Source organism: Variovorax sp. Root318D1 (genome assembly GCF_001424835.1).
Taxonomy (GTDB): domain Bacteria; phylum Pseudomonadota; class Gammaproteobacteria; order Burkholderiales; family Burkholderiaceae_C; genus Variovorax.
The window spans coordinates 153,965-166,040 of the sequence record NZ_LMCQ01000023.1; the positions used below are offsets into that span (position 1 = coordinate 153,965).

The 12,076-nt window shown below is 66.6% G+C and carries 14 protein-coding genes; 3 read left to right on the forward strand and 11 right to left on the reverse strand.

Features of this window, described 5'->3' with window-relative positions:
• Nucleotides 1–30: 30 nt before the first annotated feature.
• The 11 genes from ASC78_RS21625 to ribD form a co-directional block, all read right to left on the reverse strand.
• On the reverse strand, nt 31–1,761 hold the full coding sequence (locus ASC78_RS21625) for a peptidoglycan D,D-transpeptidase FtsI family protein (protein WP_055806073.1): 1,731 nt from the start codon (nt 1,759–1,761) through the stop codon (nt 31–33).
• Between the two features lie 118 nt (nt 1,762–1,879).
• Entirely contained in the window at nt 1,880–2,812 is a 933-nt protein-coding gene (gene tolA, locus ASC78_RS21630; RefSeq protein ID WP_055806075.1) for a cell envelope integrity protein TolA, read from the reverse strand.
• A 3-nt stretch (nt 2,813–2,815) separates the two neighbouring features.
• The gene (locus ASC78_RS21635) at nt 2,816–3,253 is read right to left on the reverse strand and encodes an ExbD/TolR family protein (protein WP_055806077.1); all 438 of its coding nucleotides are present in this window, start codon (nt 3,251–3,253) and stop codon (nt 2,816–2,818) included.
• Nucleotides 3,254–3,268: 15 nt separating this feature from the next.
• Nucleotides 3,269–3,991 carry a protein TolQ gene (tolQ, locus tag ASC78_RS21640; protein WP_055806079.1) on the reverse strand — a complete coding sequence of 241 codons (723 nt, stop codon included), beginning with the start codon at nt 3,989–3,991 and terminating at the stop codon, nt 3,269–3,271.
• Nucleotides 3,988–4,446, reverse strand: coding sequence for a YbgC/FadM family acyl-CoA thioesterase (locus ASC78_RS21645; RefSeq protein WP_055806080.1), 459 nt, complete (start codon nt 4,444–4,446; stop codon nt 3,988–3,990). The genes tolQ and ASC78_RS21645 overlap by 4 nt, the downstream gene beginning before the upstream one ends.
• Nucleotides 4,443–5,639, reverse strand: coding sequence for a pyridoxal phosphate-dependent aminotransferase (locus ASC78_RS21650; RefSeq protein WP_055806083.1), 1,197 nt, complete (start codon nt 5,637–5,639; stop codon nt 4,443–4,445). The genes ASC78_RS21645 and ASC78_RS21650 overlap by 4 nt, the downstream gene beginning before the upstream one ends.
• Nucleotides 5,636–6,172, reverse strand: coding sequence for a transcription antitermination factor NusB (nusB, locus tag ASC78_RS21655; protein ID WP_055806086.1), 537 nt, complete (start codon nt 6,170–6,172; stop codon nt 5,636–5,638). Before nusB ends, ASC78_RS21650 begins: the two co-directional genes overlap by 4 nt.
• Nucleotides 6,169–6,636, reverse strand: coding sequence for a 6,7-dimethyl-8-ribityllumazine synthase (ribH, locus tag ASC78_RS21660; RefSeq protein WP_055806089.1), 468 nt, complete (start codon nt 6,634–6,636; stop codon nt 6,169–6,171). Before ribH ends, nusB begins: the two co-directional genes overlap by 4 nt.
• A gap of 6 nt (nt 6,637–6,642) precedes the next feature.
• Nucleotides 6,643–7,797: a bifunctional 3,4-dihydroxy-2-butanone-4-phosphate synthase/GTP cyclohydrolase II gene (gene ribBA / locus ASC78_RS21665; RefSeq protein WP_055806092.1), complete on the reverse strand. Its 1,155-nt coding sequence runs from the start codon at nt 7,795–7,797 to the stop codon at nt 6,643–6,645.
• The gene (locus tag ASC78_RS21670) at nt 7,794–8,474 is read right to left on the reverse strand and encodes a riboflavin synthase (protein ID WP_055806095.1); all 681 of its coding nucleotides are present in this window, start codon (nt 8,472–8,474) and stop codon (nt 7,794–7,796) included. Before ASC78_RS21670 ends, ribBA begins: the two co-directional genes overlap by 4 nt.
• 86 nt (nt 8,475–8,560) lie before the next feature.
• Nucleotides 8,561–9,688 carry a bifunctional diaminohydroxyphosphoribosylaminopyrimidine deaminase/5-amino-6-(5-phosphoribosylamino)uracil reductase RibD gene (gene ribD / locus ASC78_RS21675; RefSeq protein WP_055806099.1) on the reverse strand — a complete coding sequence of 376 codons (1,128 nt, stop codon included), beginning with the start codon at nt 9,686–9,688 and terminating at the stop codon, nt 8,561–8,563.
• 164 nt (nt 9,689–9,852) lie between these two features.
• Here ribD and pilV point away from each other — a divergent pair, with 164 nt between their 5' ends.
• From pilV to ASC78_RS21690, 3 genes are read left to right on the forward strand one after another with little or no spacing between them, the layout of a single operon-like run.
• Nucleotides 9,853–10,455 carry a type IV pilus modification protein PilV gene (gene pilV, locus ASC78_RS21680; protein ID WP_082517622.1) on the forward strand — a complete coding sequence of 201 codons (603 nt, stop codon included), beginning with the start codon at nt 9,853–9,855 and terminating at the stop codon, nt 10,453–10,455.
• A complete protein-coding gene (locus ASC78_RS21685) occupies nt 10,442–11,416 on the forward strand; it encodes a PilW family protein (RefSeq protein WP_082517633.1) in 975 nt (324 codons plus the stop codon). Before pilV ends, ASC78_RS21685 begins: the two co-directional genes overlap by 14 nt.
• Entirely contained in the window at nt 11,413–12,066 is a 654-nt protein-coding gene (locus ASC78_RS21690; protein ID WP_157634508.1) for a pilus assembly PilX family protein, read from the forward strand. The genes ASC78_RS21685 and ASC78_RS21690 overlap by 4 nt, the downstream gene beginning before the upstream one ends.
• Nucleotides 12,067–12,076 lie beyond the last annotated feature (10 nt).

The following is a 12,076-nucleotide window of genomic DNA, read 5'->3' on the forward strand; positions in this document are numbered from 1 at the left end:
TTGCCGACGATCCTAAACGAGCGGCTGTGCTCAGTGCGCCATCGGCGCCACGGCGAGATCGGGCATCACGTTCATGATGCGCAGCGTCTGCTGCACCACCTGGCTGAACACCGGCGCCGCCACCAGACCGCCGAAGTACTTGCCGGCGCTCGGCTCGTCGACCATCACCGCGACGATGATGCGCGGCTTGTCGATGGGCGACATGCCCGTGTACCAGGCGCGGTACTTGTTGCCCGCGTAACCCTTGCCGACCTGCTTATGCGCGGTGCCTGTCTTGCCGCCCACCGAATAGCCCTCGGTCTGTGCCAGCGGCGCGGTGCCGCCGGGCGCGGCCGCCAAGTGCATCATCTGGCGCACCTCGCTCGCCACCAGCGGCGAGAACACCTGCACGCCGGCCGGCTGCTCGCCGTTGTTCTTCAGCAGGTTCACCGGGATCACCTCGCCGTCGTGGGCGAAGGCGGTGTACGCATGCGCGATCTGGAACAGCGAGGCCGACAGGCCGTAGCCATAGGACATGGTGGCCTGCTCGATCGGGCGCCATGACTTCCATGGCCGCAGCCGCCCCGTCACCGCACCGGGAAAGGGCGTCTGCGGCTTCTGCCCGAGGCCGACGGCCGTGAGCGAGTTCCACATCTCCTCGGCCGACATGCGTTGCGATATCTTGGTGGCTCCCACGTTGCTCGACTTCTGGATCACGCCCTCGACCGTGAGCACGCCGAAGTTCTCGTCGTCATGGATGGTCGCGCCCGACACGGTGATGCGTCCCGGGTTGGTGTCGATGATGGTCTTGGGCGTGACGCGGCCCAGTTGCAGCGCGGTGGCAACGGTGATTGGCTTCATCGTCGAGCCGGGCTCGAACACGTCGGTCATCGCGCGGTTGCGCAGCTGCTCGCCGGTGAGATTGCGGCGATCGTTGGGGTCGTAGCTCGGGTAATTGGCCATGGCCAGCAGTTCGCCCGTCCGGGCGTCGACCACCACCACGCTGCCGGCGTGCGCCTTGTTGGCGATGACGGCGTCGCGGATCTTTTCGTAGGCGAAGAACTGCACGCGGTCGTCGATGCTCAGCTGGACGTCGTGGCCATCGGTCGGCGGCACCTGGTCCTCGGTGTCCTCGACGATGTGCCCCAGCCGGTCCTTGATGACGTGGCGCGAGCCGGATGTGCCGGCCAGTTCGTGGTTGAAGGCAAGCTCCACGCCTTCCTGCCCGGTGTCCTCCACGTTGGTGAAGCCGGCCAGGTGCGCCGCCGCCTCGCCCTCGGGGTACTGGCGGCGGTAGTCGCGCCGCAGGTAGATGCCCTTGATGCCGAGCGCCGCGATCTCCCGGCCGAGCGACGGGTCGACCTGGCGCTTGATCCAGACAAAGCTCTTGTCCTCGTCCTCGAGCTTCTTGTCGAAATCCTTTTGCGGCATGCCAAGCAACCTGGCCGCCTGCTTGAGCTTGGCCTGCACCGCCGGGTCGTCGCGCTCGATGTCCTCGGGAATGGCCCAGATGCTGGGCGCGGGAACGTCGGAGGCCAGGATCATCCCATTGCGGTCGAGGATGCGGCCGCGGTTCGCAGGCAGTTCCAGCGTGCGCAGGTAGCGCACATCGCCCTGGTGCTGGAAGAAGTCGTTGTCGAAGATCTCGATGTAGGCCGCACGGCCCGCCAGCAGCACGAAGCCGAAGGCGATGCTGGCGACGATGAACTTGCTGCGCCACACGGGCGTGGGACTGGCAAGCAGCGGACTGCTGCCGTAGCGGATGCGGCCGTTGGGATTCATCTTGTGCGGGCATGGCACCCGGCTGTTGTTGTCCGCCGGTAGACAACGGGGCATCGGACGAGTTCCGGGCGGTGGTCCGAAACCGCCCGGAATCGATGCGCAAATCGATGCTGCGCCGTCAGCGCTTGGGACGCAGCGAGACGATCAGGGACGGGAAGATGCGCCCGTCCGTATCACGCGGCAGCTTGTCGGTCTTGTGCAGGCCGCGTTCCGCGGCTTCGTCCCAGGCAGGGAGCCCGCTCGACTTGGTGAGCTTGACGCCGACGATGGTGCCGTCTGGCGCGAGATTCACTTCGAACTCTGCCGCGGGGTTGCCGTTCACCGTCTCCGCATCGGGGAAGGTGATGTTCGGCCGCACCGCCGCTGCAATGCGTCCCGCATAGCCGCTCGACGGCCCGGACGAACGCAGCGCCGTGCCCTTTGAATCGTCGGCGCCGCTCGCACCGGCCAGGCCCTGCATGCGCTTGAGCGTTGCGGCGCGGTCGGCAGCCGCCTGCTTGGCGGCAGCTTCCTGCTGCTTTTTCGCTTCGGCCTGCTTGGCCTCGGCTTCCTGCTGCTTCTTCTGCTGCTCGGCCAGCTTTTTCTGCTGTTCCTTCTTGCGCTCGGCTTCGTCTTCGGCGCGCTGCTTGGCCTCGAGCTCTTTCTTGCGCTGCTGTTGCTGGCGCTCGAGCTCGCGTTCCTTTTGCTCTTTTTCTTCCTTGAGCTTTTTCTCGCGCTCCAGGGCGATGTCAGGTGCACGCGGCGGTGGCGCGGGCTCCGGGGCCTTCACTTGCGGCGGCGGCGGCGGCGGGGGCGGTGCGGGCGCAGGCGGCGGTGGTGCGGGGGCGGGCGTGGGCGCTTGCGGTGCGGACAGGCGCGGCGCAGCCTGCTGCACCGTGGAAGACCACAGCTCCGCATCGACAGCGCCGTCGTCGGCCTCGCTGCGCCAGCGCACTCCCCACGTCAGCGCCGCGATCAGGAGTGCATGCGCGACCAGTGCGAGCATCACCGCGCGCGGCGTGCCGCGCTGCGGTGGTGGTGCGAACTCGGGGCGATCCAGGGCGAGCGACATGCCTTATTTGCCGCCCGTGGTGGTGACGGACAGGCCCACGCGCTCGATGCCGCTGCGCTTGAGCTGGTTCATCGCCTTCACGACGGTTTCGTACTTGACGGACTTGTCGGCGCTGATGACCACGGGGCGCTGGTCGTCGCCGCCCTGGGCGGTCTTGGCCGCGGAGCCGATCTGGGTCATGGGAATCGACGCGCCGCCGCTGCCGGTGGACGGGTCTTTCTTGATCTGAACTTCGTCGTCGCTCTTGATGACGATCTCGATCGGCTTGTCGGGCTGCTTGTTGGCGCGGTCGACCGAGGGCAGGTTGATCACGCTCGGCGTGATGAGCGGCGCCGTGACCATGAAGATGATCAACAGCACCAGCATCACGTCGATGAACGGGACCATGTTGATCTCGTTGATCGTGCGGCGGCCTCGGCCCCGGGATGAAACGGCGGGCATGCGCTGGACCTCCGTTCAGCGGTTGGCCGGAGCCGCCGAAGTTGCCGACGCCACCGCGGCCGGGTTGGCCGAGAGGTTGCGCTGCAGGATGTTGGAGAACTCCTCGATGTAGGTCTCCAGGGCAATGGCGATCTTGTCGATCTCGCGCGCAAAGCGGTTGTAGCCCACCACGGCCGGGATGGCGGCGAACAGGCCGATGGCGGTGGCCACCAGCGCTTCGGCAATGCCGGGCGCGACGGTGGCCAGCGTCACTTGCGCGAGCGCGGCCAGGCCGGTGAAGGCATGCATGATCCCCCAGACGGTGCCAAAGAGGCCGACGTAGGGCGACACCGAACCGACGGTCGCGAGGAACGACAGGTTCTGCTCGGCCGCGTCGAGTTCGCGCTGGAAGCTCGCGCGCATGGCACGGCGGGCGCCGTCGAGCAGGGTGGGGGCGTCGCTCACGTGGCGCTCGCGCAGCTTCTGGTACTCGCGCATGCCCGAAGCGAAGATGCGCTCCATGGGGCCGGCGAACTTGGCGTTCTGCGCGGCCGAGGCAAACAGTTCGTTCAGGCTGGTGCCCGACCAGAATTCGCGCTCGAAGTCGTCGTTGAGCGCGCGCATGCGGCGCAGGGAAAAGTACTTGCGGATGATCGCGGCCCAGCTGGCGATCGAGACGATCACGAGCAAGAGCACGACCAGTTGCACCACGAAGCTCGCATGGAGCAGGAGATTGATGATGGAGAGGTCTTGGTTCATGGCTTGAAAGGTTGAGTCATGGAGCCGCCGCAGCGCTCCAGGGTTCCCGAAACTTGGCTCGGTATGCGCGCGGGGCGCAACGTGGAAGCATCCACCCAGCCGATGCGGATCGTGCCTTCGCACAGCAGGACGGGTGCCGAGGCTCCTGTACGCTCTTGCTCTGTTTTTGATAGCACGCGTTGACCGATTATCAACGACGCAGTGCCCAGTTGTTGAAGATCGGCTGTAACCAGCAGTTCGTCGTCCAGGCGGGAAGGGCGATGATATTTGAGCTGCGTTTCGCTCACCACGAACTGGCCGCCGGTTTCCTCGCGCAGCTTTCGCTGCTCCACGCCCAGCGAGCGCAGCCATTCGGTCCGGCCGCGTTCCATGAACTTGAGGTAGTTGGCGTAGAACACGATGCCGCCGGCGTCGGTGTCTTCCCAGTAGACGCGGATCGGAAACGCGTAGCTCATCGGGCGGGGTTCGCGATCATGGCGCGCAGGCGTTCGACGGATTCCTGCAGATGCGCCATGGAACTGGCGGTGGAGAAGCGCACGAACTTGGCCGTCTCGGCGGTGCCGAAATCGCGCCCGGGCGTGACGGCGACGTGGGCGCGCTTCATGGTTTCGAAAGCGAAATCCCAGCTGCCCGAAATGCCCAGCTTCTCGGCGATCCGGGTGCAGTCGGCCCAGGCGTAGAAGGCACCGTCGGGCACCACCGGCACGTCGAGGCCCAGTGCGTTGAGCTGCGGAATAAACCAGTCGCGACGCGCCTTGAACTCCGCGCGGCGGCGTTCGTATTCGGCAATGCTCGGTTCCTCGAAGCAGGCCAGCGCGGCGTATTGCGACACCGTGCTGGGGCAGATGAAGAGGTTTTGCGCAAGCCGTTCGATCACGGGCACCAGTGCTTCCGGCACCACCAGCCAGCCCAGGCGCCAGCCGGTCATGTTGAAGTACTTGCTGAAGCTGTTGATGCTGATGACGTTGTCGTCGATGGCCAGCGCCGTCTGGCCGAAAGTTTCGTCGTACGAGAGGCCCAGGTATATCTCGTCGATCAGCGTGATGCCGCCGCGCTGCGACACCACTTCGTGGATGCGGCGCAGTTCGTCGGGCGCGATCGAGGTGCCCGTGGGGTTGGAGGGCGAGGCCAGCAGCACGCCGCGCGTCTTGTCGGTCCATGCGGCCTCCACCTTGGCGGCGGTGAGCTGGAAGCGCTCTTCGGCCGTGGTCGGTATCAGCACGGCCTTGCCGTCCGCGGCGCTCACGAAGTGGCGGTTGCAGGGGTAGCTGGGGTCGGGCAGCAGGATCTCGTCGCCGGATTCGATGAGTGCGAGGCAGGCCAGCTGCAATGCGGCCGAAGCCCCCGCGGTCACCACGATGCGGCGGGCCGGCACGTCGACGCCGAAGCGCTGCGCGTACCAGCCGCTGATGCGCTCGCGCAGCAGGTCGAGGCCGGTGGCCTGGGTGTACTGAGTGGCACCGGCACGCACGGCGCGCGCGGCGGCTTCCTGCACCAGCGGTGGCGCGGTGAAGTCGGGCTCGCCGATGTTCAGGAAGATCATCGGCCGGTCGGTGTGGGCCACCTCGCGCGCGAGCACACCGGCGGCCTTGGCGACCTCCATCACATAGAAGGGTTCGATGCGCTGTGCGCGCGCCGAAATCTTCACGTCCTGGCCTTGCCCGAGGCCCGGTCGGCCTCGACCTCGGCAGCGCGCAGTTGAGGCGCCAGGCCGTTGAGCACGGCGTTGACGTACTTGTGACCGTCGGTGCCGCCGAATTCCTTGGCAAGCTCGATGCATTCATTCAGCACCACACGCCATGGCACGTCCAGGCAGTGCTGGAACTCGTACACGCCGATCCACATGACGGCATGTTCGATGGGCGATATTTCTTCGAACTTGCGATCGAGCAGCGGCCGGATCAGTGCGTCGAGTTGCTCGGCGCCTTCGATGGAACCGTGCAGCAGCGCGTCGTAGTGCGCAGCGTCGGCCTTGTGAAAACCCGCGAGGTCGCGCGTGAAGTGATCGATCTCGGTCGGGTCGTTGCGGCCCACCAGGTGTTGGTAGAGCGCCTGCAGCGCGAATTCGCGCGCGCGGCTGCGGTTCGACTTGGCCGACGCCTTGCGCGCGCCCGTGCTGGTGAGTCCGGTGCGCGCCTGGCGGGGCTTGGCGCCTGCTGTCTTGTTGTTGTCTTCGGTCATTTGAGGGAGGCCAGCAATTGCGCCATCTCGACAGCCACCTGGGCCGCATCGCGGCCTTTGTCGGTCTGCCGGGCAATGGCTTGCTCCATGTTTTCGGTCGTGAGGATCGCGTTGGCGACGGGAAGGCGGTGGTCGAGCGCAACGCGGCTCACACTCGCGCCCGATTCGTTGGCCACCAGTTCGAAGTGGTAGGTCTCGCCGCGGATGATGCAGCCCAGCGCCACCAGCGCGTGGTAGCCGCCGCGCACGGCCATCGCTTGCAGGGCCACGGGCACTTCGAGCGCGCCGGGAACCTGTACATGATGGATGTCGTCTGCGGCGACGCCGAGCTTCTCGAGTTCGGCGAGGCAGGCCGCGGCCAGCCCGTCGGTGATGTCGGCGTTGAAGCGTGCTTGCACGATACCGATGCGCAGCCCTTTTCCGTCGAGCGGCTTTGCATCCGCGCCCTTGTTTGCACCTTGCATGTCGTGTCAGTCTTTCGTGAGGTAGCCGGCAATTTCGAGGCCGTAGCCTGCGGCCATGCTCGGCATGCGGCGGGGCGTGCCGAGCAGGTTCATCTTGTGCACGCCGCATTCGCGCAGGATTTGCGCACCGATGCCGTAGCTGCGCAGGTCCATGCGGCCACGCTCGGGGGCTTGCGCGGGGCGCGCGGTGCCGTCGAACTGCGCGAGCAGCTCGCCGGCCGTTTCGCCGCAATTGAGCAGCACGGCCACGCCCTTGCCTTCGTTCGCGATGTGCGCCAGGCTGGCGTCCAAGCTCCACGAGTGCAGCGAGCGGTTGATCTCGAGCGCGTCGAGCACCGAGAGCGGCTCGTGCACGCGCACAGACACCGTGTCTTCGGGTTCCCACTTGCCGCGCACCAGTGCAAGGTGCACGCCGCGGCTCGGCTTGTCGGTGAAGGCGTGGGCGGTGAAGGTGCCCCAGGCGGTCTGGATGTCGCGGCAGCCGACTTTTTCAACCAGCGATTCGGTACGGCTGCGATGCTCGATGAGCGCGGCGATGGTGCCGATCTTGAGCCCGTGCTCGGCCGCAAAAACCTGCAGGTCGGGCAGGCGCGCCATCGTGCCGTCTTCGTTCATCACCTCGCAGATCACCGAGGCGGGCGAGCAGCCGGCCATGGCCGCGAGGTCGCAGCCGGCTTCGGTATGGCCGGCGCGCATGAGCACGCCGCCGTCCACCGCCTGCAGCGGAAAGATGTGGCCGGGCTGCACCAGGTCGCTGGCCACGGCATTGCGCGCCACGGCCGCCTGCACGGTGCGCGCACGGTCGGCGGCCGAGATGCCGGTGGTCACGCCTTCGGCCGCTTCGATCGAGACGGTGAAGGCGGTCGAATGCTTGGCGCCGTTGCGGGACACCATGGGCGGCAGTTGCAGCCGCTCGCACATTTCGCGCGAGAGCGTGAGGCAGATTAGGCCGCGCGCATGGCGGGCCATGAAGTTGATGGATTCGGGCGTGATGTGGTCGGCCGCAATGACGATGTCGCCTTCGTTCTCGCGGTCTTCCTCGTCCACCAGAATGACCATGCGGCCGGCGGCGAGCTCGGCCACGATCTCCTCGACGGAGGAAATCGGCGCGGGTGCCCGCGAAGTGCGGGGCGCGCCGATGGGTGTGACGGAAGCGTTCATTCGGCAGTGTCCTTGGAATACGTGGATTGCGTGGAGGCCATGGGTGAGGGCGCAAGAACGCCGGCCTGGAGCATCCGCTCCACGTAGCGCGCCACGGTATCGATTTCGAGATTGACCTGGGAGCCCGACTTCAGGTCGCCCAGCGAGGTGTTCTCGACGGTGTGCGGAATCAGGTTGATGCTGATCTCGCTGCCATCGGCGCTGTCGTCCACGCTGTTGACGGTCAGGCTCACGCCGTTGATCGTGATGGAGCCCTTGTAGGCCAGAAAGCGCGCCAGTGCGTGCGGTGCGAGCACGCGCAGCTCCCAGCTTTCGCCGACCGGTGCAAAGTGGCTCACTCTGCCGATGCCGTCCACATGGCCCGAGACGATGTGGCCGCCCAGCCGGTCGCTGGCGCGCAGCGCCTTCTCGAGGTTGATGCGGGCGCCGTCTTCAGTGAGGCCCGCGGTCTTGTCGAGGGATTCGGCCGAAATGTCGATGGTGAACTGCTGCTGCGCAGGATCGAGGGTGGTGACGGTCATGCACGCGCCGTTGAGCGCAATGCTGTCGCCGAGCCCGACATCGTCGAGATACCCGTCGGGCACCGAAATGCCGAGTCTTTTGCCGTAGGAGGAGGAGGGGCCGAGGTCGTGGATGGCGGCGATGCGCCCCACGCCGGTAATGATTCCGGTGAACATTCGTGCATTTTCGCAGATGCGTGAGCCCCCCGGCTTTTCATGGCGCTTTAGGGCGATGTGATCCGTCCCCTGAAAGCGCGAGGCGATTAGAAGTTGTCGCGTCCGCTCACCCGCGACACGATCCGAATATCTGGTCCCAGCATCTCCACCGACTTGAATTCGAGCGGCAGCGCGGCCGCCAACGTGGTGAGCGGGCCCTCGGCGTGCAGGTGGCTTGCCATCTCCAGGCCGCTGCCGATCAGCTTGGGTGCCAGATAGATCAGCAGTTCGTCGACACAGCCTTCGCGAATCAACGAGCCGTTCAGCTTGTGGCCGGCCTCGACATGAAGTTCGTTGACGCCGCGCTGAGCCAGGTCTTGCAGCATGGCGGCCAGGTCGACCTTTCCGCTTGCGTTGGGCAGGCAGGTGATCGTGGCACCCCGTGCCTCCAGCGCCTTGGCGCGGGCTTCGTTGCGCGCTGCGGCATAGATCCACACCGGCCGGCCTGCTATGAAAACATGAGCGTCAGGCGGCGTCTGCAAATGGCTGTCGACCACCACCAGATGCGGTTGGCGCGGCGTATCGACCAGGCGCACGTCGAGGCGGGGGTTGTCTTCGAGCACGGTGCCCACGCCGGTCAGTACCGCGCTGGCACGGGCGCGCCAGGCGTGGCCGTCGGCGCGGGCGGCTTCGGAGGTGATCCATTGGCTCACGCCGTTGGCCAGGCCGGTCTTGCCGTCGAGCGAGGCCGCCACCTTGAGGCGCACCCAGGGCAGCTTGCGGACCATGCGGCTGAAGAAGCCGATGTTGAGCTCGCGCGACTCGGCGGCGCCCGGGCCGGTTTCCACCTGGACGCCGGCCGCGCGAAGACGCGCGAAGCCCTGGCCGGCCACCAGCGGATTCGGATCGGCCAACGATGCCACGACCCGACCGATGCCGGCCGTAATGAGGGCGTCGCAGCAGGGGCCGGTGCGCCCGTGGTGCGAGCAGGGCTCGAGCGTGACGTACGCGGTGGCGCCCTCGACTGCATGGCCCTTGGCCGTCGCATCGCGCAGCGCCATTACTTCCGCATGCGGCCCACCGGCCTGCTGGGTATGGCCTTGGCCCAGCACCCGGCCCTCTGCATCGCACAGCACGCAGCCGACGCGCGGGTTGGGGTCGGTCAGCAACAGCGCGGCGGAAGCCAGCCGCAAGGCGGTGGCCATGTGCTGCGCGTCTTGTTCAGGAGAGGGCATGGACTGCGAGAAGAATTATTTAACACCTGGGCCGCCGGATCATACGAGCGGCAGTCCAAAGCGGATGAACGGTAAATCCACCGCTGAAGGCAATGCCTACGCTCCGGATTCGATGGCAGGAATAAAGAAGCAACACAAGTTGCAGGACGGGAGGACATCGAAAAATGACGACCACAAGACGGTCCGGCGCGGGCTTTTCGCTCGTGGAGGTGCTCGTTTCAGTTGCCGTGCTGAGCATCGGCCTGCTGGGCGCGATTGGCATGCTGCTGGCGGCGGTGCGCGCGGGCAAGGAGGCCGCCACGTTCAATGCGGCGGTTGGGCTCGTGCGCGACTTGTCGGAAAAGGTTCGCATGAACCCGGGCGTCGCGGCAGGCAACGGCGCGGCCAACACCTATCTGGTCGATCGCTCGGCCGAGGGTGCCGCTTCGAGCCCCGCGACCGGCGGCTGCGCGGCGCCAGGTGCGACCTGCGACGCAGCGGGTCTGGCCGCGTGGGACATGGACGAATGGATACGCCGAGTCGCCAAGGCGTTGCCTGGCGCCCGGGTGCGCGTGTGCTTCGACGACAAGCCTTGGAACGCGGCGGCCGGCGAATTCGCCTGGACATGCAGCCAGAGCGGCCGCAGCCTGGTCGCAAAGCTTGGCTGGACACCGCATGCCGATGCATCAAGCGGCAGGCAGAAGGGCGAATCGCAACGGGAGCTTCCACCGCGTCTCGTGATGCAGCTGGTCTCTGGCTGGGCGCAGGCTGGCCATGACGGCTCCTGACGCCGCACGGCCTTGCCGCGAGCAAGGCATGACGCTCGTCGAACTGCTGGTCGCCATGGCTGCCGGGCTGCTGGTCGTGCTTGCGGCCACGGCAACCTTCCTCGGCAGCAAGCAGCTCTTCGTTGCCAACGCGGAAGCGCAGGCGGTAGAAGATTCGCTGAGGTTCGCAGGTTTCGTCGTCCGAGGTGTCGTGCGTCAGGCCGGCTATTCCGATTACGCGCCCGACCACACCGCCGCGGACGGCACCGTGGTCATTGCCAGCAGTGCCAATCTGGCGGCTTCTGCGGACGATCCGTCCGACCTCGACATCGTCGGCGCGAGCAATGCCAAGGTCAGCGCCACAGGCGAAAGCCACGGCACCCACAACAGCAAGGGCGTGAACGGAAGCGACTCGCTTCGCGTGCGCTTCTTCGGCCGCAGCCGCACCGGGGGCGACGGTACCGAGCCCGATGGCACCATGGTCGACTGCATGGGAATCGCGCAGGCCGGGCCGTCGACCGGCAAGCCGGCGCTTGCCGATCGTGCGTGGAGCTTCTTCCACGTCGCCGAAGCGGCCGACAAAGAGCCCGAGCTCTGTTGCAAGTACCACAGCGAAACGGCGGACACGTTCAGGTCCGAGACGCTCGCACGCGGCATCGAGGTGTTCAAGGTCATCTACGCCTACGACGGCAACGGCGATGGCGTGCCCGAGCGTTGGCTCGACGCCGCGCAACTGGAGGCGCAGGCGGGATCGGTAGCGGCCATCAATGGCGAATGGCGCAAGGTCGTCGGCCTGCGCATCGGCATGGTCGCGCGCAGTGGCCGCAACAACAGCTGGGCTCGTGTGCAGGGCGAACCGCTGTACCCGCTGGGCGCGGAGTTCTCGAGTACAAGTTTCAAGCCCCCGGCCGATGGCAGGCTGCGGCGCACCTCGACCTTAACGGTCATGCTGCGCAACGTCATGAAAGAGCCGGTGCCGTGACCCGCGCGGATCGCTTGCCGCAGCGAGGCTTCTCGTTGATCGTGGTGCTGTTGATGCTGGTCATTGCCATGGTGCTGGGCATCGGTGCGGCACAGGTTTCTTTGGTGGGCGAGCGAAGTGCGCGCAACGACCGTGACACCGAGGTTGCGTTCCAGGCCGCGGAAGCCGCGCTCGTCGACGCCGAACGCGACGTGCTCGGCCCCAATTCCAGCGCGGCTCAGCGCCTCTGTCTTTTCAGCGGCAGCGATATCTCGGCCTTCGTCCCCGGATGCGGTGGCGCGGGCATGCGACAAGGGCTGTGTGCGCCCGCCGAGGCCGGCGACAAGCCAGCCTGGATGACCGCCGACTTCGCGGCCGACAGCACGACATCCGTCGTCTACGGCACCTTCACCGGACAAAGCTTTGCCTCGGGCGGCGAAGCCACGAAAGCGCGCGCCGGAACGTTGCCGGTACGTGCGCCGCGCTACATCGTGGAGGCGGTTCGCAATCTCGGCGGCTGGCAGTCGGGCCAGTTGCAAAGCGCGAGCGCGCGCAATGCCTCGCATCTCTTTCGCGTCACGGCCATCGGCTACGGCATGCAAGAGGACACGCAAGTGGTTTTGCAGACCAATCTGTACAAGGCTGGCGCGAGTCCCGGCTGCCCCTCCTGAGTTTCTTCAC

What these genes read in the sequence shown, in the direction of transcription:
- tolA (WP_055806075.1), bottom strand. Translation starts at nt 2,812, where the DNA reads ATGTCGCTCGCCCTGGATCGCCCCGAGTTCGCACCACCACCGCAGCGC.
- ribH (WP_055806089.1), bottom strand. Translation starts at nt 6,636, where the DNA reads ATGCAAGGTGCAAACAAGGGCGCGGATGCAAAGCCGCTCGACGGAAAA.
- ASC78_RS21645 (WP_055806080.1), bottom strand. Translation starts at nt 4,446, where the DNA reads ATGAGCTACGCGTTTCCGATCCGCGTCTACTGGGAAGACACCGACGCC.
- pilV (WP_082517622.1), top strand. Translation starts at nt 9,853, where the DNA reads ATGACGACCACAAGACGGTCCGGCGCGGGCTTTTCGCTCGTGGAGGTG.
- tolQ (WP_055806079.1), bottom strand. Translation starts at nt 3,991, where the DNA reads ATGAACCAAGACCTCTCCATCATCAATCTCCTGCTCCATGCGAGCTTC.
- ribD (WP_055806099.1), bottom strand. Translation starts at nt 9,688, where the DNA reads ATGCCCTCTCCTGAACAAGACGCGCAGCACATGGCCACCGCCTTGCGG.
- ribBA (WP_055806092.1), bottom strand. Translation starts at nt 7,797, where the DNA reads ATGAACGCTTCCGTCACACCCATCGGCGCGCCCCGCACTTCGCGGGCA.
- ASC78_RS21635 (WP_055806077.1), bottom strand. Translation starts at nt 3,253, where the DNA reads ATGCCCGCCGTTTCATCCCGGGGCCGAGGCCGCCGCACGATCAACGAG.
- ASC78_RS21670 (WP_055806095.1), bottom strand. Translation starts at nt 8,474, where the DNA reads ATGTTCACCGGAATCATTACCGGCGTGGGGCGCATCGCCGCCATCCAC.
- ASC78_RS21625 (WP_055806073.1), bottom strand. Translation starts at nt 1,761, where the DNA reads ATGAATCCCAACGGCCGCATCCGCTACGGCAGCAGTCCGCTGCTTGCC.
- nusB (WP_055806086.1), bottom strand. Translation starts at nt 6,172, where the DNA reads ATGACCGAAGACAACAACAAGACAGCAGGCGCCAAGCCCCGCCAGGCG.
- ASC78_RS21685 (WP_082517633.1), top strand. Translation starts at nt 10,442, where the DNA reads ATGACGGCTCCTGACGCCGCACGGCCTTGCCGCGAGCAAGGCATGACG.